Annotated in this window: 14 protein-coding genes and 1 pseudogene; 8 read left to right on the forward strand and 7 right to left on the reverse strand. The window is 55.1% G+C overall.

Features of this window, described 5'->3' with window-relative positions; all coding sequences use genetic code 11:
* The first annotated feature begins 96 nt into the window (after positions 1 to 96).
* The 3 genes from IVB07_RS12795 to IVB07_RS12805 all read left to right on the forward strand — a co-directional run bounded on the left by IVB07_RS12795 (position 97) and on the right by IVB07_RS12805 (position 5,233).
* Positions 97 to 3,183 (forward strand): M10 family metallopeptidase C-terminal domain-containing protein, encoded by a 3,087-nt coding sequence (locus IVB07_RS12795; RefSeq protein WP_247767705.1) that lies wholly within the window; start codon positions 97 to 99, stop codon positions 3,181 to 3,183.
* Between the two features lie 198 nt (positions 3,184 to 3,381).
* Positions 3,382 to 4,224 (forward strand): epimerase, encoded by an 843-nt coding sequence (locus tag IVB07_RS12800; protein WP_247361586.1) that lies wholly within the window; start codon positions 3,382 to 3,384, stop codon positions 4,222 to 4,224.
* 1 nt (position 4,225) lies between these two features.
* Positions 4,226 to 5,233, forward strand: coding sequence for a glycosyltransferase family 2 protein (locus tag IVB07_RS12805; protein WP_247403379.1), 1,008 nt, complete (start codon positions 4,226 to 4,228; stop codon positions 5,231 to 5,233).
* Between the two features lie 290 nt (positions 5,234 to 5,523).
* On the opposite strand, the pseudogene IVB07_RS12810 reads toward IVB07_RS12805, so the two are convergent.
* From IVB07_RS12810 to IVB07_RS12820, 3 genes and pseudogenes are all read right to left on the reverse strand, one after another.
* Positions 5,524 to 6,546: pseudogene (locus IVB07_RS12810) on the reverse strand (acyltransferase).
* A 343-nt stretch (positions 6,547 to 6,889) separates the two neighbouring features.
* The gene (locus IVB07_RS12815) at positions 6,890 to 7,678 is read right to left on the reverse strand and encodes an ABC transporter ATP-binding protein (RefSeq protein ID WP_247403373.1); all 789 of its coding nucleotides are present in this window, start codon (positions 7,676 to 7,678) and stop codon (positions 6,890 to 6,892) included.
* A gap of 2 nt (positions 7,679 to 7,680) precedes the next feature.
* Positions 7,681 to 8,454, reverse strand: coding sequence for an ABC transporter permease (locus IVB07_RS12820; RefSeq protein WP_247403370.1), 774 nt, complete (start codon positions 8,452 to 8,454; stop codon positions 7,681 to 7,683).
* A gap of 293 nt (positions 8,455 to 8,747) precedes the next feature.
* Here IVB07_RS12820 and rfbC point away from each other — a divergent pair, with 293 nt between their 5' ends.
* The 5 genes from rfbC to IVB07_RS12845 are packed head-to-tail and all read left to right on the forward strand — an operon-like array spanning position 8,748 to position 13,233.
* Entirely contained in the window at positions 8,748 to 9,311 is a 564-nt protein-coding gene (rfbC, locus tag IVB07_RS12825; RefSeq protein ID WP_247403368.1) for a dTDP-4-dehydrorhamnose 3,5-epimerase, read from the forward strand.
* Between the two features lie 12 nt (positions 9,312 to 9,323).
* Positions 9,324 to 10,373 carry a dTDP-glucose 4,6-dehydratase gene (gene rfbB / locus IVB07_RS12830; protein WP_247403365.1) on the forward strand — a complete coding sequence of 350 codons (1,050 nt, stop codon included), beginning with the start codon at positions 9,324 to 9,326 and terminating at the stop codon, positions 10,371 to 10,373.
* 8 nt (positions 10,374 to 10,381) lie between these two features.
* Positions 10,382 to 11,266, forward strand: coding sequence for a dTDP-4-dehydrorhamnose reductase (rfbD, locus tag IVB07_RS12835; protein ID WP_247403362.1), 885 nt, complete (start codon positions 10,382 to 10,384; stop codon positions 11,264 to 11,266).
* A 14-nt stretch (positions 11,267 to 11,280) separates the two neighbouring features.
* Complete coding sequence (gene rfbA / locus IVB07_RS12840) at positions 11,281 to 12,150, forward strand: glucose-1-phosphate thymidylyltransferase RfbA (protein ID WP_247403359.1); 870 nt, start codon at positions 11,281 to 11,283, stop codon at positions 12,148 to 12,150.
* A 36-nt stretch (positions 12,151 to 12,186) separates the two neighbouring features.
* Positions 12,187 to 13,233 carry a hypothetical protein gene (locus IVB07_RS12845; RefSeq protein ID WP_247767706.1) on the forward strand — a complete coding sequence of 349 codons (1,047 nt, stop codon included), beginning with the start codon at positions 12,187 to 12,189 and terminating at the stop codon, positions 13,231 to 13,233.
* Between the two features lie 72 nt (positions 13,234 to 13,305).
* Here the strand turns inward: IVB07_RS12845 and IVB07_RS12850 are convergent, their stop codons facing one another.
* From IVB07_RS12850 to IVB07_RS12865, 4 genes are read right to left on the reverse strand one after another with little or no spacing between them, the layout of a single operon-like run.
* Positions 13,306 to 15,138, reverse strand: coding sequence for a DUF5672 family protein (locus IVB07_RS12850; RefSeq protein WP_247403354.1), 1,833 nt, complete (start codon positions 15,136 to 15,138; stop codon positions 13,306 to 13,308).
* A gap of 6 nt (positions 15,139 to 15,144) precedes the next feature.
* Positions 15,145 to 16,704 carry a class I SAM-dependent methyltransferase gene (locus tag IVB07_RS12855; protein ID WP_247403351.1) on the reverse strand — a complete coding sequence of 520 codons (1,560 nt, stop codon included), beginning with the start codon at positions 16,702 to 16,704 and terminating at the stop codon, positions 15,145 to 15,147.
* Positions 16,701 to 18,068: a Wzt carbohydrate-binding domain-containing protein gene (locus IVB07_RS12860; protein ID WP_247403348.1), complete on the reverse strand. Its 1,368-nt coding sequence runs from the start codon at positions 18,066 to 18,068 to the stop codon at positions 16,701 to 16,703. The genes IVB07_RS12855 and IVB07_RS12860 overlap by 4 nt, the downstream gene beginning before the upstream one ends.
* Entirely contained in the window at positions 18,061 to 18,834 is a 774-nt protein-coding gene (locus IVB07_RS12865; protein WP_247403345.1) for an ABC transporter permease, read from the reverse strand. The genes IVB07_RS12860 and IVB07_RS12865 overlap by 8 nt, the downstream gene beginning before the upstream one ends.
* Positions 18,835 to 19,091: the final 257 nt, after the last annotated feature.

Below are 19,091 nucleotides of genomic sequence, written 5' to 3' on the forward strand. Positions count from 1 at the left end.
ACCGGCTCGCCAAAATTAAAACAAACGTTTACTCCTCAAGCTAGAATCACCTGTCGCGCCCCGAATCGAACAGGGTTTGCTGCTCCGGAGATTCCCTTGGCCACCGCCGTCAACGTAAGTGCCACCAACTACGCCGAGATCGACGGCTTGCTGTCGGGCTACAAATGGTCCGGCACGATCACCTACAGCTTTCCGGACGCTGCAAGCGACTACGCCAGTTCCTACAGCGGCGGCAGCGGTGAGCCGACGAAGTCGGGCTTTGCCTCGGCGCCGAGTCAGATGCAGGCGGCGATCAATTACGCGATTGGACTGATCCTCGGCTACACCAACGCCAACATCCAGTACGCCGGGACGAACGGCGCCGACATCATGGTCGCGCAGTCGCCAGCGGCCAATCCGACATCTTACGCCTATTACCCCGGCAATTACGCGGCCGGCGGCGATGTCTGGTTCGGAACTGCCTACAACTATTCGCAGGCTGCACTTGGCAATTACTATTTCACGACTGCGTTGCACGAGCTCGGACACGCCCTTGGCTTGAAGCACAGTCAGGAGGCAGGCGGCCCCGCCAATGTCGCGGTGCCGAGCGCGCATGACGACAGCGAATACACCGTCATGAGCTATCGCAGCTATGTCGGTGCTTCCACCACGAGCGGCTACACCAACGAAGCCTATGGGTATCCGCAGACCTATATGGCCAACGATATTCTCGCCCTGCAGACGATGTACGGCGCGAACTACACCACCCAGGGCGGGACCACCGTTTACACGTGGAGCCCGACCACCGGGCAGGAGTTCATCAACGGGGCTGGCCAGCCGGCCGACAATGGCGGTGTCGGTGGCTCGGCCAATCGCATCTACGAGACGATCTGGGATGGTGGCGGCGTCGATACCTACGACCTGTCGAACTACACGACGAACTTGAGCATCAACCTCAATCCAGGTGCGTCGTCTCTGTTCTCGTCGGTTCAACTCGCCAATCTCGGCAACGGCCATTACGCGTCGGGCAACGTCTACAATGCCTATCTCTACAACAACGACGCGCGTTCCTACATCGACAACGCCACCGGCGGCTCCGGCAACGATACCATCGTCGGCAACGCCATCGCCAACGTTCTGAACGGCGGGTCTGGCAACGACACAGTCACCGGAGGCGGTGGCAGCGACACCATCATCGGCGGCGCCGGCACCGACACGGCGGTGTATTCCGGCAATCGGGCGAGCTACGGCATCTCTTACAATTCGGCGACGCAGACATTTACGCTGATTGACCAGCGCTCGGGTTCGCCTGACGGCACGGATACCTCGTCCGGCGTGGAGAATTTCCAATTTGCCGACGGTACCGTCTCAAACACTACGCTCATAAGCCAACTTGCACCCGTCGTCATCGAGACGTTCGGAATGACCAATCTGGTGCAGCAGGGAGGCAATTACTTTCTCGACCCGGTCGCCGGCGGAAGCGGTCCGGAGCTCAAATATGCTGGCTTCATTGTAACCGCCGGACAGTTCGGTAGTGCTTGGGCACCGATTGGTACAGAAGTGATCGGCGCCGGCTATGACGTGGTCTGGAAGGACTCTGCCACCAATCAGTACTCGGTGTGGACCACGGACAGCAACGGCACTTACGTCTCCGACATCGGTCTCGTCGCGGCAAACAACGCTGCCCTCGAACAGCTTGAGACGATCTTCCATCAGGACCTCAATGGCGACGGAACGATCGGGCCCATCACTGCGAATATCGAGACACTCGGCGTCACCAGCTTGGTCCGAGTTGGAGGCAATTACTTTCTCGACCCGGTCGCCGGCGGAAGCGGTCCGGAGCTCAAATATGCTGGCTTCATTGTAACCGCCGGACAGTTCGGTAGTGCTTGGGCACCGATTGGTACAGAAGTGATCGGCGCCGGCTATGACGTGGTCTGGAAGGACTCTGCCACCAATCAGTACTCGGTGTGGACCACGGACAGCAACGGCACTTACGTCTCCGACATCGGTCTCGTCGCGGCAAACAGCGCTGCCCTCGAACAACTTGAGACGATCTTCCATCAGGACCTCAATGGCGACGGAACGATCGGGCCCATCACTGCGAATATCGAGACACTCGGCGTCACCAGCTTAGTCCGAGTTGGAGGTAATTACTTTCTCGACCCGGTCGCCGGCGGAAGCGGTCCGGAGCTCAAATATGCTGGCTTGATTGTAAGCGCCGGACAATTCGGCAGCGCTTGGGCACCGATTGGTACAGAAGCGATCGGCGCCGGCTATGACGTGGTCTGGAAGGACTCTGCCACCAATCAGTACTCGGTGTGGACCACGGACAGCAACGGCACTTACGTCTCCGACATCGGTCTCGTCGCGGCAAACAGCGCTGCCCTCGAACAGCTTGAGACGATCTTCCATCAGGACCTCAACGGCGATGGTACGATCGGCCTTGTCGGCACGACGATCGAGGCACTTGGTACGACCAGCCTGGTACAAGTTGGGAGCAACTATTATCTTGAACCGGTTGGGAGCAATAGCGGATCGGTGCTGAAGTTTGGTGGGGCGGCGCTTACTGCTGGCCAGTTTGGCAGCTACTGGACCATCCTCGGTGCAGAGGCTGTCAGCGGCGGTTACGATGTTGCCTGGAAGAATTCAGCCAGCGGTCTCTACAACATCTGGAGCAGCGACAGCAGCGGCAACTATGTCACAGATCTCCTCTCAAGCGCGTCGCCAAACAGCGGATCGCTGGAGTCATTCGAGACGATCTTCCATCAGGACCTCAACGGCGATGGTACGATCGGCTCTACTTCTGCCTCTAGCGCCATGGCCGCACCTGATGGTGCACCCGTTGGGCCTCCTCAATGGCTGGATCAGCATTTCCGGAATGACTTCCATTTTGTTGACGCCCCGAACGCTGGAGCGCTCGCCGCTACTCAGCCCAGCCAAAGCGCCAGCTTGCCATTCATTCATATTGCGCACGATAGTTTCGTGTTCACGCCGACTCTCGATCAAAGCAGCCTCTATCTCGCAGGCTCAAAGCATGCACGTCAATTCGATAAAGGTGCCGATTTGGGCTCCGTATTGACAATCATTCACGGTGATACGCTCGGAGAAGCCGCCATAGACACTCCCGGTGATGCCACCATCCTCCAGCATTTTGAAATTGCGCAGTTACTGGCGCATCAAGGCAACTTTCATTTGGTATAGGGGACACTCGCCACTGCTTAAGGGCAACCGCCTCCGTAGGAAGCAGAATCACTTAGGTCAATCCGGTGCCATGCTGAGGCTTGAACTCGGGCAAGCTTAGCCGTAACCAGCGGAAGGCGATTGGGCGTAAGGCAGATAGACCGATAAACGACATCCTGATCGCGTTGTTCGCCGCCGCGCCGCAGTGAGTTGATGGGGATGCAGAGTTTCGTTGTGGGCGCCACCGGGATCGTCGGAGGCTATATCGTCGAACATCTGGTCAAGTCCGGTGAAACCCCGCTGGCGTTGTCCCGGGTGAACCACCGCAGCTGCGGTGTAGTGTGGCTCCAGGGTGATCTCGCCACGCCCGAAACCTTGAAGGTGCCTTCGTTCGAGACCTTGTATTGCACCGCGGAGGTTGCTCTGCTGGCGGACGCACTGCCGTACATCTATACGACGACCTTGAAGCGCGTCGTCGTCTTCACCTCAACCAGCATCGTCACTAAGATAGAATCCGAAGTCGCGTCGGAGCGCGAACTGCTGCAGCGGCTTGCGGAGGGGGAGAGACGGCTGATCGCCACATGCGAGCGCTACAATGTCGGTTGGACCATCCTGCGCCCGACCATCATCTATGCGGAGGGCCGCGACGGCAACGTCTCGCGGCTGGCGCGGCTCTGTGGACGCTTCGGCGTGCTGCCGTTGATGGGCAACGGTGCTGGGCTACGGCAGCCCGTGCACGCCGAAGACCTGGCGATCGGCGCCATTGCCGCGGCCGCAAGCGAGGCGGCAATCGGCAAAACGTATGCGCTGCCGGGCGGTGAGACGATTAGCTATCGTGAGATGGTCGGTCGGATTTTCGATGCACTTGGTAAACCGCGCCGGATCATATCCGCGCCACCATTCGTCTGGCGGCTGGCATTTGCCCTGGCAAAGCCGTTCCTTCCGAATGCAAATGCCGCGATGGGCGCCCGGATGGCGAAGGACATGGTGTTCGATCCCGCGCCGGCGGTCCGCGATTTTGGCTGGAATCCGCGGGGTTTTCATCCGCGATTTGAAGAATAAGATGGATAGTCTAAGAGAAGCCGAGCCCCAGCGTCGCCGCAGTGATGGCTGTAAGAAGCTCAATCAGGAATCTTCCCAGTTGCCGTTAGCAAGCCCTAAAGTCGTCATTCTGCTCGCGACCAGAAACGGCGCCGCATTTATTCAGGAGCAAATCGACTCCTATAAGGCGCAAACCTATCGCAACTGGGAATTGCTGGTGTCCGACGATGGCTCGACGGATGATACGATTCAGATCATCCAGGAGTTTGCCAAGCAGGTTCCCCAGCGGGTGGTGGTGCGGCGAGGGCCGCAGATGGGTTTCTGGCAGAATTTCGCGTCGCTGGTCCGATCTGACGATATCGACGGCGAGCTGTTCGCCTACAGCGACCAAGACGACGTCTGGTTTCCGGAGAAACTTGCGAAGGCGGTGAGCTGGTTCGAAGCGCGTCCAAGCGATCGTCCGGCTCTGTATTTTACGCGAACCGAGTTGATCGAAGAGAGCGGCGCGCTGATCGGCTTCTCACCTCTCTTCTTACGCGAGCCAACTTTTCAGAATGCGCTGGTGCAGAACATCGGCGGCGGCAACACGATGGTCTTCAATCGCGCGGCGCGGCTGGCGCTTCGGGCCACGCCGACTGAGATTGCTTTGGTATCGCACGATTGGTGGACGTACCAGGTCGTGACGGGGATCGGCGGCGTTGCGCATTACGATCCCTGGCCCAGCCTAAGATACAGACAACATGTGGAAAATCTTGTCGGAGCTAACATCGGTCTGCGGGCTCGGCTTGTTCGATCGTTCGCATTCCTGGGCGGCCGCTTCGCAATGTGGAATGAGGTAAACCTGAATGTGCTAGGCAGCATTCGAAGCCTGCTGACGCCGCACAACGCACTCGTCCTCGCCCGCTACACCCAAGCGCGTTTGGCAGCATCACCCAAGCGGCTATGGCTCCTTTGGAAATCTGGTGTTTACCGGCAAAGCTTCCTCGAGAATCTCGCGCTTTTCGTAGGGGCGCTGTTTGGTCGCCTGTGAGGCCGCTTCACGCCCTCTCGAAGTTGCCCCATTGCGCCTCTGCATACATCTGATAGTGCCCTAATCCATCCAAAGTGGGAAGCAGCATCAGAATCCTCGCCTTCGCGACGAATTGTCAATGCGATGCCTGACCTTAGTGATGAATCTGTCATGGTCAGCCATAAACCACTCGTCCGCTAACAGAAGGGCAAGCTGGTCGCCACGACGAAGGCCCAACGAACCCGAACCTCCGATTTCGCTGTGGAATGACTCATCGAGCCTCTGGGCAGCTCAAGCGGGACTGATCGCGATCAACCTATGTTTGTCGCCGTGTGTGTTGTGACAATCTCTCCCGCCTTCTTACTTCGGGCAATTCGAACGATTGCTAGCTCCAAATAATTGAAGCTCAATACGCCCCAAATGTTCGCTGCAATTATGCACAAACCTGCGAATAGAATCTGCGCGACTAAGCCGTGCTGTTGGGTCGAGAAAAGGCGGGTCAAAAGTGCAAGCAACAGAAAGTGGCTGAGGTAAGTGGAGTACGAAGCATCGCCCAGTTTGATCGCCCACCGAGGGGGCGTCCCCCAACCAGTGCTTTCAAGCGAAATCGCTCCATATACCACCAACATGTAGGGTGAGCCGATGAGCAACATGCGCAACCATTGCTGACTGGGATCAAGTAATCCACACAAGGTTTGTCCAACGGCGACAAGGGCTGCGCCGGTTACGAGTATTGCCAATCCATGACGCCGTACATTGGCTAACGCGATGAATCCGCCAGCAATGAATTCAATCGTGGAGGCGCGCGTCACGATCTGCAACACAGGATTCGTGGATGTCGTAAACAGCTGAGCGGCGGCGATCAGTACGGCCCAGCCTGTGAGAAGCCGCACCATAGAGAGTCCCAGCGCGAGTGCGAGCGCTACCACTGCGTAGAAATAGACCTCATGGACCAGCGACCATCCCGCCGGTAAAAGTGGGGTCGTTGCAGGCAGAAGAAAAACCGAATTGAGAAAGGCGGGGGCGGGATCGGGCCAGCCTCTTGCCAAATAAAACGCCAGCATCAGCGCCAATTAAGCCCAGTAAATCGGGTAAATCCTAACAATTCTCAAAAAAAGAAATCGCTGCCAATTCTCACGCTGCGCAACAGTCGTAATCACAAACCCGCTAATAACGAAGAAGCAATGGACGCCCCCGATGCCCAGATTTGCAATGGCGGACTCGATTGCTCGGTACGGCGGGTCGATCCTCGCGTTAAGGCCTACGAAGTGGAATACGACCACCATGTTGGCGGCTAAAGCGCGCAGTGCTTGGATGGTTTGGAATTTTTGCATGGTGCCGGAGCCTAGTGGCGCAACCCGACTGCGTAAAGACTTTCACCCAGGCACCAGCGTGGCATCGCTTACGTCGTGCTTTTGCTAAAAAGTTTTAGAAAGGCCGTTTTCGCCCGTTCTCCCATATCTTGTGAGCCAGCGACAGAGAAATGTCTGCCATCTGTATAGCGACACTCCATTGCTCGTGATCGGGCAATGCTCATCCGTCCTTGACCGTTACGGCAGGATCAGGCAGGCAGCTTGGTCGCTGTGGCTGATCTGGAAGTCCGGTTTCTTGCGGCAAAGCTTCATCGACAATCTGGAGCTTCTCGTGGGGTATTGTTCAGCCGCCTCTAACGGACGCTCACGCCAGTTCGACGCGGTCTCTTTGCGTCTCCGCGTACATTTCGAGGATCTCCTCGAGGGAACCTGCCGCTTTGATAATGCCCTGATCCATCCAGAGGGCCTTGTTGCAGAACTGGCGGCAGGTCTCGGCACTATGGGAAGCGAGCACCAGGATGCTCGCCTTCGCGACGAAATTGTCGATGCGATACCTGGCTTTGGTGATGAATCTGTCGTCGCCAGCCATGATCCACTCGTCCATCAATAGGATTTCGGGGGCAAAGCTGGTCGCCACCGCAAAGGTCAATCGCGTCATCATACCCGAGGAATAGGTGCGCACTGGGATGTCCAGATATTCGCCAAGCTCCGTGAAGTCGGAAATGTCCTGCATTTTGCTGGCGATTTCGTCGGACGTCATGCCGAGGATTAGGCCGCGCATGCGGACATTCTCATAGCCGCTGATGTCCGGATCAATGCCAAGACCGATGTCAAGCATCGGAGAGATCGTCCCGCGAGTGCGGACCGTGCCGACGACCGGCTCATAGATGCCAGCCATCACGCGCAGCAAGGTAGTTTTGCCGGAGCCGTTTGATCCGATCAGTGCGACCCTATCGCCAGCGGCGATATGCGTTGAGACGTTTCGCAGCGCTTCGACGACGATGCGCTGGTTAGCGTCGGTTGCCAAATGGCCACCGGAGCTACGGAATAGCAGGCTCTTCTTCAACGACCGCGACCCGCCATGATAGATGGGAAACGACACGCTGACATTTTCCATCGTCAGTTCTGACCGAATATTGTCGGTGTTCATCATCGTCAGATCCAGTAGGCGATACGCGGGCGAAAGCGCGTGAAGACCAAACCGGCAAGCCCTAGATTGACGGCCGTGATCAACAGCACGGCAAAGTAGTTCTTGAGGTTGGGGACATTTCCCAACAACGGCGTCCGCACGATCTCGATCAGATGGAAAAACGGATTGATGTCGGCGATATAGGCCCGGCGATGGAGCAATTCCGGCTTCCACATGATGGGCGTAACAAAAAATATTAGCTGCACGATAGAGTTGATGAGTGGTGGGATGTCGCGGAATCGGGCGGACAAAATGCCGATATAGACCGTTGCCAGCGTGCCGTTCAACACAAGGAGGATCAGTCCGGGAATCGCCAGTAAGGCCGTGGCACCGGGCCAGATCCCAAAATAGACAAGGACCCCAAAATAGATCACGCAGTTATGGGCGAAGACGATAATCTTGCTCCAGCTCGACCGATAAACATAGATCGAGTAGGGCAGCCGGACCTGCTTGATATAGGACTCGGCCGCCGTGAAGATCATGCCGCCTTCGCTGAGGAAGGTCGCGAGCAGATTCCAGACCAGCAGACCCGTGCAGAGAAAGGGCAGGAAATCGCGAATCGGGGTGTTGAACAGTTCAGCGTATAAGAATCCCAGCGCCACCACCATGATTGCCATGCTGGCTGTCAGCCAGAACGGTCCCAGCAACGAGCGGCGATAGCGCTGAAGGATGTCGTTCCATCCCATCCGGCCCCACAGACGCCAGGCGGCGAAACCGTCCCGAATGTCAGCAATGGCCATTTCGGAGGACTTTTGTCCGGCGCCCCAGGTAACGGTCTCGGTGGGACGTCTTTCGCCGGTTCGTGTTTCGACAGTCGCTAACATTGATCGATTTCAACTTGTGTTGGCTGCAGGCGCGTCTCGGATCATTGTCCGGAACGCGAAAACCTCTTGAGTATTGTGATACCTTCAAGATATTAGCACGTTGACGCCAGGAATGCTTTAGGTTCCAGAGGGGATGCCTTAAGCCATAGAACGTCAGACGCGTCCAGCGCGCAGACGCTTGAAGAATTATAGATCATCCGAAAGTGGCTATGAAGATTGAACGGCTCGAGATTCCGGACATTCTGCTGGTGAGCCCAGCGAGGCATAACGATCCGCGGGGATTTTTCTCGGAGACGTTTCGTGCGGATGCGCTACTTGCGAGCGGCGTCGAAGCGGCATTCGTGCAGGACAATCACGTGGTTTCGACGCAGAAAGGCGTGCTGCGCGGCTTGCATTATCAGCTTCCGCCCCACGCGCAGGGCAAGCTGGTGCGGTGCTCGCGCGGAGCAATTCTCGACGTTGGCGTTGACATCAGGGTAGGCTCGCCGACTTTTGGCCGCCACGTCGCCGTCGAGCTGTCGGCGGCGAACTGGCGTCAATTGTGGGTGCCGCCCGGCTTAGCTCATGGCTACGTCACACTGACCGACCATTGCGAGGTCATCTACAAAGTGACCGATTACTACGCGCCGGAATGCGATCGTGGTATCGCATGGGACGACCCTGATCTAGCCATCGATTGGCGGATTTCGGCGGGTGACGTGGTCTTATCCGACAAGGACCGGAGGCAACCGCGGTTGAAAGACGTCCCTCCGGGTTTTCAATTCGGGGGGTGAGGAGGTCGCGCAATGCGGGTGATCGTGACTGGAGGAGCCGGTTTTATCGGATCGGCGGTATGTCGTCATTTCATCGCCGATCTCGGCCATAACGTCGTCGTGGTCGATAAATTGACGTATGCCGGCAACATGGCGTCGCTGGCGCCGGTTGCCTCCAGTCCGCAGTTTGCGTTCGAAAAGCACGATATCTGCGACGGCGCCGCGATGGCTGCGATCTTTGAGAAATACCAGCCGGACGCACTGGTTCATCTTGCCGCTGAGAGCCACGTCGATCGGTCGATATCCGGCTCCGACCTGTTCTTAAAAACCAATGTCGTCGGTACCTTCACGCTGCTCGAGACGACTCGCCGCTACACTGCGTCGGCGAGGAAAAAGGCGGATGATTTTCGTTTCGTCCACGTCTCGACGGACGAGGTTTATGGGTCGCTGGGAGAGGCCGGCTTGTTCACCGAAACCACGGCCTACGATCCCAGTTCTCCCTATTCGGCCACCAAGGCTGCTTCCGACCATCTGGCGAAAGCCTGGCACCGAACCTACGATGTGCCTGTCATCGTTTCCAATTGTTCTAACAATTACGGGCCGTATCATTTTCCTGAAAAGTTGATTCCGCTGGTTATCCTCAACGCACTGGATCGCAAGTCTCTTCCGGTCTATGGCGACGGCTCCAACGTTCGCGATTGGCTGTTTGTCGAAGACCACGCCCGGGCGCTTGGCGTCATTCTCGCAAAAGGCAGACCGGGCGAAACCTACAACATCGGCGGACGCAATGAGCGGACCAACATCGAAGTGGTCCAGCAGATCTGTTCGTGGATGGATCGCCTGCGTCCGAACGAGGCCTCGCATCACGAGCTGATTTCGTTCGTTGCCGATCGCCCGGGGCACGATCAGCGTTACGCGATTGATGCCAGCAAGCTCGAAACCGATCTGGGATGGCGAGCGCAGGAAACGTTCGAAACCGGGATCGAAAAAACAGTGCAGTGGTATCTCGCGCGCGAAGATTGGTGGCAACCGTTGCGGAACAAGGTCTATGGCGGCGAACGTCTCGGTCTGGTGGGGGCGTGAATCCACGGATGCGGATCTATGTGATTGGCGGCGAGGGCCAGGTCGCGCGGTCGCTCCGGGAGGCTGCGGCCGCCGACAAGGAGATTGAGTTTGGCTTTGGCCGACGACCGGATGTCGATCTGCTGAACGCAGTCTCGATCCAGCGAGCCATTGCCGCTTTCCGTCCCGACGTGGTGGTCAATCCCGCGGCCTACACGGCGGTGGATAAGGCTGAGTCGGAACCCGATCTCGCATTTGCGCTCAATCGCAATGGCGCAGGCCTTGTAGCGGCGGCGGCCGCAGATCAACGCATTCCGGTCATCCATCTGTCGACCGACTACGTCTTTGACGGGATGAAGACCGGCGCCTATGTCGAGAGCGATCCGGTCAACCCACAAAGCGTCTATGGCCGCTCCAAGTTGGCGGGCGAGCTAGCTGTCGCCGCGGCGAACCCAAGGCACGTTATCTTGCGTACGTCATGGCTCTACGCGCCGTTTGGAGGTAATTTCGTGCGCACGATTCTTCGCCTTGCATCGGAACGCGACCGGCTGCGGGTAGTGAACGATCAAGTAGGTTGCCCCACATATGCGCCGGATATCGCCGACGCGATCCGCGCCATCGCCGGGCGGGTGGCGGGGGGCTGGCAGCCGCATTATGCGGGTGTCACGCATCTTGCTGGGCCCGACCCGATGACTTGGTACGCCTTCGCGAAACAGGTCACCGATCTCGCGGCGTCCCGCGGCGGGCGGTCCGTATTGCTTGACCCGATCTCGACTCCCGATTATCCGACAGCTGCCGTCCGACCAGCAAATTCGCAGCTTTCGAGCGCGAAACTGGCGGCGGTGTTCGATGTGGGGCTGCCTCCGCTGAAGCAGTCTCTGACGGATTGCCTTGATCGTCTTCTTGGGATTTGAACGGGAGATCTGCTTTGAAGGGCATTATTCTTGCTGGCGGAAGCGGGACGCGCCTTTACCCGATGACGCTCGTGACCTCTAAGCAGTTGCTGCCCGTCTACGACAAGCCGATGGTCTATTATCCGCTGACCACGCTCATGTTGGCCGGCATCCGCGACATCCTGATCATTTCGACGCCGCAGGACTTGCCGTTATTCGAGGCTTTGTTGGGAGACGGCAATCAGTGGGGCCTGTCGCTGTCTTACGCGGTGCAGCCCAAACCTGAAGGGCTGGCGCAGGCGTTCGTGATTGGCGCCGATTTCATTGGCGGCGACGCCTCGGCGCTCATTCTCGGTGACAACATCTTCTTTGGCCATGGGCTGCCGAATTTGCTCACCAGCGCCACGTCGCGGACCACCGGCGCCACGGTGTTTGCCTATCGTGTCGCCGATCCGGAACGCTACGGCGTGCTCGCGTTCGACAGGAAGGGCAATGCGACCTCGATCGAGGAAAAGCCACTACAGCCGAAGTCGAACTTCGCCGTTACGGGACTCTATTTCTATGATAACCGAGTTGTCGATATTGCGGCCAACATCAAGCCGTCAGCACGCGGCGAATTCGAAATCACCGATGTGAACCGGGCCTATCTTGAGCGCGGAGAGCTTGCGGTTGAGCTGATGGGGCGCGGCTTCGCCTGGCTTGACACCGGTACGCCGGATAGCCTCTTGCAAGCCGCCGAGTTTGTCGGAACGATCGAGCGGCGACAGGGATTTCGGATCGCCTGTCCCGAGGAGGTGGCTTTCGGCCAAGGATACATCGATCGCGATCAGCTGGCACGCCTGGGCGCAGCGCTGGGAAAGGGCGCCTATGCCCGCTATATTAGTGATCTCGCTGAAGGCCGGTGAGCCTGGTCTTTCGGATTATCGTCGCAGGTCATCTAGATGTTTCGATTATCCAGCAACAACGACAACAACATCGCACCAGGTCAGGCATCAATCTTCACCAGCGATATCGCGGTTGTTTACCTGGCACGTTATTCCGAAGGAAAAGGACCGGTCACAAATTTCATTGAATCGCTCGAGCGTCATCCACCCGGGATTGCGCATGATTGCGTGGTGATCCGAAAAGGCTTCCCACCGGGGGAATCTACGCTCGACAATGTCCTGAGGCGCGCATTTCCTCATTCCATTTCAGTATCGGATGACGGCTTCGATATCAACGCCTATGCCAAGGCTGCCGCGCAGCTTCCGCACACGCATGTGGTCTTCCTCAACACGTTCTCGGAAATCGCGTCTGACGATTGGCTTCGCAAACTACGTTCGACGTTTGCTGATCCTGCGGTCGGAATCGCCGGGGCCACTGGTTCCTATGAAAGTCCTGTGAGCAGCATGAAGCGCGCCCAAAAGGGATGGTGGCTGTTTCAAAACAAAGGAATTCCAAAACCGGCCGGCCTTAGACGGATCTTCCAAGTAATTAGGACTCGGCTGCCGCGGCGACTAGCGAATATCGTGGTGACCACCGCGATTTCCTATTTCGCCGCGCCCTCGTTCCGCGCCAACTACGACGGAGCGCTGGATGAAAAATTTGAAGCCTATTGGGCCAACCAACTAGCTGCGGATGGCGCGCTGGAGCACTTGAAGGAGTTGGCGCCTTTTCCGAACCCGCACATCAGAACGAATGCCTTCATGATCGAACGACAGGTCTTTCTCGATGCGCTGCCCGATTCGATCGATACCAAACACGATTCATACCTTTTCGAAAGCGGGCCGAACGGGCTGACGCAGCGAATTCTTCAGCGAGGCTTGACGATCGTAGTGGTGGGTGCGAATGGGAATGTATACCCGATGGAGGAATGGCCAAAAAGCGGCACCTTCCGACGTGAAGATCAGCGCAACCTTCTCATCAAAGACAACCAGACCCGTACATTCGAAAATATGAGTGCAGCCGGTAAGCGAGTTTTCACGGCCATGACATGGGGTGATGACTGAATGGTCACTTCATCAGCTTCGAACGGTCCACGTCAAGAAAAGGTCGATGCGCGAATTGAGCCAGAGGGATTGTCATCTAAGCATATGTTGGATCTTATTTTTGAGGACTTTGAATAGACCGCGAGACCGCAACTGATTCCAACACCCTTGAATAAGCAGGTTTCGAAGCCGACGATCCTTAATCTTTAGAATGCTTCGCGCGTAACTTACGAAGCCGCGATCAGCAGCGGTCCTAAATCCGTAAAGTCCCCTAATCTCGTCGTCATTCAAATAAAGACCTATCGAAGTGAGTTTCTTCATATAAGTCAGATAATCTGAAACCGTGGATTCATAATTCTCCCCTGAATACATCGTTGTACTCAATCCACCTACCCGATAGTCCACGATATACTCCTTGATAGCGCAAACTTTAAATCCCGCCATCAATGTCGCGACAAAAAGATAATTTTCAGCAGTGACGTGCCCGCTACCAAACGGGTTGATCGCCTGAATAATGGCCTTCTTGAAAATCGTGGCTTGATGTACAACGCCAAAACAATTTAATACTGAAGGAAGATGGGTAGGAAATGGAAAACTTCCCGTTTCAGTAGTCAGCATTGTATTTCCGTAGGCCCAATCTGCGCCAGTCTTCACTAAGCGCGCGACTAGCAGCTCCAACGCGTAAGGGGTTCTGTAGCAGTCGTCTGAGTTCATGAATGCGATCAGATCGCCTTTCGAAAACGCCACGCCATTCGCCATGGCCTCCCAAACACTCCGGTCTGGTTTGACAAATATCCGGACGCCGGGACTACTCCCGTAGCGAGATCGCAATATTGCCTGCGTAGCGTCGGTCGAGCCGCCATCTACAATCACAATTTCAAAATTCGTGTAACTCTGCTGCAGTACAGATGTGATAGCACTCTCAAAACACTCCAGCCTGCGCTGAACGATGAGATTCTTGACAATCATCACCACCGAAACGAATGGCGAATTCTCGCAACGATTGAGCTCTTTCACAAGCAGCCTATATTCGGAAATGCTTTTAATGTAGGCAAGATAATCTGAGGCGACGTACTTGTCGTATCCATGAACGCCGAAGGGGATCGTATTTACGAGTACCTCTTTCTGCAGGAGCTCAAAATTTACCTCACAGGCAAAGTACTTTGCAATCGAACTACTCGGAATGCGGATTTTGGCGCCCAACAATGGAGCGATTACCGTGAAAAACACGTCTTCATAGATGTTGTATTTTTCGCATGTCCCGCGCCAGTCCTTGCGCAATGAATTCAATAGTCGAAGTAATATTTGCATCAAGTCAAATCTGCGGTTTCGGGCCAAGAAAGCGACAGCACTGAATATCCGAACTAAGTTCGGGCGCGGTTTAAACGTCTCAAGCACTCGAATGCAGGCATCAACCTTGCGTAGGCTAAGACCTCCGTTCGCCCCAAACGGGGCCATGCGCCTTAGAAAATGACCGCGCCCTACATCCGGCAGAAACAGTGGCGCTCCAATAAAGTCGTATCCTGCCGCAAGCCAGGCATCCAGCTGATCGCCGAGAATGAGCGCGTCAAGATGGCAAATAAGAACATAATCATACTCTTCGTACATCTTGTAAAACTTAACGTCGGTCCCCATCCGGTTAACGGCCACAGTACTTCCGAAATACTCAGATTTTACAAGTCGCGTGCAACCATTGATCCGATGTTCTTCAAAGAGGCTTTCATACCAGGTCGGGGAACAGGTCTCTGGCAGGATAACCTCTAAATGATAACGCCGTAACATTCGGGCATTGTGCAACAACACCTCTTCAAGAGTTGCGTCCAGTCTCTCCAGGTGGGTCGGCACCAATACAGCGACGCGGCTGCTGTGTCCTGACCCAACCGGAGTCTCTGAGCTACGCAACCATTTAGAAACACTGCGCCCCATGATATGTTATCTCGTCCACGAGCGCATACGCTTCATTTTTCCGTGCTGCCAGCTCCATCGTAACTGATGACCTCCAAGCCTGCCCAACCCAAGCCACGTATCGGCCCATACGCGAAGTTTGCGCCAAACTGGCAGATTGGCGTAGGCGCGCGTGTGGTTGTCGGAAACCAGCAGATTTCGCTGCAGCCCCATACGAAAAATCCCTGAATACCAGAGGTTGTCTCGCGAATATACGCCGTTGTAGCCGACAATCACAACCTTTAAACCTTCAGCCTCGATCACGCGGGTCATAGATGTATTGCCACACTCAAAAGCGTAGGCATCATCCTTGTTATTAAAAGTGCGACCTGCCAAAACTTTTCGAAACCGCTCCTTGTCGATCATAAAACCCGTGGAGCGCGCGTGGTAGTTTGGAAACTCCGGAAAATTCGCACGCATCGGATGATGAGTCTCATATGAACCAGTGCACGCGGCCAAACCAACGTTCGGCAGGGAGAATGCTGCATGGACTTTATTCAGCCACCCATCACTCAGCGGCGTCGAGTAGGTGTTCATGAAAAAGACGGTTTCCTCTTCAATCTCATCCAAGACTTTTCCATATGCCGTTAGGTCAAAGCCATCGTCACTGATATCAACAAACCGCGGCTTCAGATCTGAAAACAGATGATATTGAATCGGCAACGTCTCTTCGTTAAAGCCCTTGTTTATGACATAAAGCTTATAATCGATGCTCGGTTTGAATTGCGTGAAACTCTTGATGAATTCGTCCCGTCCAGCTGCTTCTTCCGGTGTCGCCGTTCGATTCAGATAGACCACCGCGATCTTTGGTTCTGGTGGGGGCGCCTCGTTTTGCAATAAGCGAATATTGAACGTACGAAGTTGATCTATCGAACAAACGGGCCATTCATCGCCCACCAGTAAGCGCTCGCCAATATCCGCCCGCCCCTTCTTGATCGCAATCATCGAATTGACGAACGATATTTCGTTTATGTGCTCGACTATGCTGTTGCAGTCTTCCTTGGACAAAAAGCGACGCATCATCTGGTAGGCGGCATTCTTCGAACACAACGATGGGTCCACCGAAACAAGTGTGGGCAGCGCTGCGAGCGAGCCAAAGAACTCATAAACAGACAGCCCATAATAGTTGGTCGTTTTGAAAAGATCTGAGAAGTCCGTATGGCAGTCTTCAATCAGAAACGTGCCACCATCCCGCAGCAAAGCGAAATAGAGCAGAAAGTTTTTAATGATGTCGTGCTGAGTGTGTGATGCATCGTCCAGGATCAGGCTAAATGTTAGATTCAGTGCCCTGATCTGTCGCGACGTCTCAGAACGCGTGGAGTCTCCGACGATGATGTCGGTGAACCGCGTCCCGGCCACATGGCTCCCAATGGACGGATTTACGTCACACGCGACACAGCGAGTAAACTTGTGTTCTTGATCAAGGATGCTGATCCAACCCATGTTCTGGACGCCAATTTCTAAGTACGCGCTGTCCGGGCGAATTTCAGCCATCACACGTTCATAAAGTGGTAGATAAGCACTCCATTTGTCGTATCCGCGCGTCAATGGATCACCTCTTTGATCTCGATGTCGCTGTTATCGAGCCCAACGAAACCATATCGGAACCTTTCCGACGACACGCGAATAACAAGCACGTCATGGCGCCAGATAAGCTGCTGGTGCACATGAAAGTCGCCCTCGGCAACCGCGACGGATATTGTGTAGTCGCCACTCGGCAAGACCGGGAGCTTAAATCGGAAGGCAACTCGATATGTGCGGTCCTCAGCAAAGTGAAAGCGATTATACTCCGAAACATGCAGGGTATTTTCGCCAAAAATTTCTACTCCGCGACTATTTTTAACCAAGAAGCCGACAATGGGTTCTTGAACTTGCTTCAATGCGCGCACGAGAACGGACAAGGTCATGTTTTCTCCATCTGAAAACAGTCTTCGTTTTCCGCCGTCCTCGCTTTGGACCGCGACGTCAAGAATTTGAATGCTATGTCCGCCGAAGCCATTCTGCAGATCTGTGCGATCGTCAATTTGGAACGATGAGCTCGGCAACTCAGGAGACGCCTGTGCAACAGCCACTTCAACCCTATGCTGGCAAACTAGGTCTGACGAAATTGCCGTACTTGACAATTTGTCAGCCGGCAATTCGGGGTAATCCTCGGCGAGGGTGAATTCCAAGTATTGTTCACAGACCGACTTAGCGTTGCCGTATGCTTTGATCTCGCCTTCGTGCAGCCAAATGGCTTCGTCACATAAATTTTGCAAGGTGTTGAGATCGTGGCTGACGAGCAGAATGGTGCCGCGCGCTTTGAACTCTTTGATAAAGCGCATGCACTTTTGGGCGAACACCGCGTCACCGACTGCTAAGGCTTCATCGACCAGAAGAATATCGGCGTCAAGGTGCGCAATAATGGCGAATGCCAGGCGAACCGTCATCCCGCTCGAGTACGTTTTTACAGAGTCCCTGATTTTGGCACCCAAGCCAGAAAAGGTGATGATCTGCTCGATCTTGCCGGCAAAGAGATTGCCGGGAATCCCGTAGATCGTAAGGTAACTGCGTATATTCTCGAGTCCGGTATCTTCTGGATTGAAGCCTGCCCCCAATTCGATGATAGACGCGACCCTGCCGTTGACCTTCAAGTCACCATCGTTCGCGCTAAGAATCCCTGCGATAACCTTCAGTAGGGTCGATTTTCCGCTGCCGTTCTGCCCCAGTATTCCGAACGTGGTTCCTACTTTCAGATCCAAATTGATATTGCGCAATACGTAAGTTGTCTTGAAGAAGCGCAAGCTTCGTCGCCCGCGAACGAGAAAATTTGCGAAATCGAGGATACGCGCAGCGCGGCTTTTGTGATTATGATAATACTTAGCCAGGCTGCGCGCGTGAACGGCTACGCTCTCGTTGACGGAATCACGCATCGACAAACCTCGACAATGCTCGTTGGAGCCACAAACCGGAAAATCCGAAGCTCACGGCAAAACAGAAAATTGCGGTGAGAGATCCGACCGACGCGGTATGGTGCGGGTCGAACGTAGTTTGACGGAAAATCTCGATGAAATGCGACAGTGGGTTTACGTAGAGAACCCGCCGGAATTCCTCGGGAAGGTGATCCACAGGATACAATATTGGGGAGAGAAACAAAAAGCCCATACTGATCAGTCCGATCAGTTGGATCCAATCCTTGATCAGCGCACCAAGGACCGAAGACAGCAAGGTCGCGCCTACGCAAAAGATGCCGAATAGGAATAGGCAGAGGATTGTCAATCCGACACTCGTGAATGATGCTCCAAACATCACGAGAACCACGACATACCAGCCGCCAATCGCGATCAGGAATGGAATAAAGCTGGCCAATACGCTAGCGAGAATAAGGTCAAGTACATCAATGTTTAGCTTGGTAGTGATGCTGGTGTATGCGTCGTATGCGTTCGCGCCCTTCTGCAAAAGCTCAATAAAGACCTGGAACATCATAAGCCCTGGGAACAAGACTAAGGCGTAGTTGGTGTACTCGCTTGCTCCCAGAAATTGCCAGCGAGCTTTGAAGATCGTGGAGAACACGAACGCGTAAAGCAAAAGAGTGACTAGCGGTGTGATAAGGAGCCAAAAATTGCCCATAAGGGAACCACGATAGCGCTGCCGGAGATCATTGCGCGCTAGCGTGATAACTAGGGGTACATTAGTCACGGCAGATCCTTCCTACTGCTCGTCGGGGGATTAACACTGAGTAGCACAAGCAGTTTTTCGTTTGAATGCGGGGATCGGCAGAAACCAAAGTCACCTCGCGGAGCATCTTTTGTTTTCACGTTGACCTTTCCGTACAGAGATGCAGATGGGATCGACAGCTCTTCGCGATATTCTGTGTAGAGCTTCCAGCACGAACGAACGGCCAAACTGTCTTTTTCATTGCCACTAAGGTGTATGGTGATATTTCAGCCGCGGGA

Source organism: Bradyrhizobium sp. 172 (assembly GCF_023101065.1).
GTDB classification, from domain to species: domain Bacteria; phylum Pseudomonadota; class Alphaproteobacteria; order Rhizobiales; family Xanthobacteraceae; genus Bradyrhizobium; species Bradyrhizobium canariense_D.

What these genes read in the sequence shown, in the direction of transcription:
- rfbC (WP_247403368.1), top strand. Translation starts at nt 8,748, where the DNA reads ATGAAGATTGAACGGCTCGAGATTCCGGACATTCTGCTGGTGAGCCCA.
- IVB07_RS12815 (WP_247403373.1), bottom strand. Translation starts at nt 7,678, where the DNA reads ATGATGAACACCGACAATATTCGGTCAGAACTGACGATGGAAAATGTC.
- IVB07_RS12805 (WP_247403379.1), top strand. Translation starts at nt 4,226, where the DNA reads ATGGATAGTCTAAGAGAAGCCGAGCCCCAGCGTCGCCGCAGTGATGGC.
- IVB07_RS12860 (WP_247403348.1), bottom strand. Translation starts at nt 18,068, where the DNA reads ATGCGTGATTCCGTCAACGAGAGCGTAGCCGTTCACGCGCGCAGCCTG.
- rfbB (WP_247403365.1), top strand. Translation starts at nt 9,324, where the DNA reads ATGCGGGTGATCGTGACTGGAGGAGCCGGTTTTATCGGATCGGCGGTA.
- IVB07_RS12845 (WP_247767706.1), top strand. Translation starts at nt 12,187, where the DNA reads ATGTTTCGATTATCCAGCAACAACGACAACAACATCGCACCAGGTCAG.
- rfbD (WP_247403362.1), top strand. Translation starts at nt 10,382, where the DNA reads ATGCGGATCTATGTGATTGGCGGCGAGGGCCAGGTCGCGCGGTCGCTC.
- IVB07_RS12820 (WP_247403370.1), bottom strand. Translation starts at nt 8,454, where the DNA reads ATGGCCATTGCTGACATTCGGGACGGTTTCGCCGCCTGGCGTCTGTGG.
- IVB07_RS12850 (WP_247403354.1), bottom strand. Translation starts at nt 15,138, where the DNA reads ATGGGGCGCAGTGTTTCTAAATGGTTGCGTAGCTCAGAGACTCCGGTT.
- IVB07_RS12800 (WP_247361586.1), top strand. Translation starts at nt 3,382, where the DNA reads ATGCAGAGTTTCGTTGTGGGCGCCACCGGGATCGTCGGAGGCTATATC.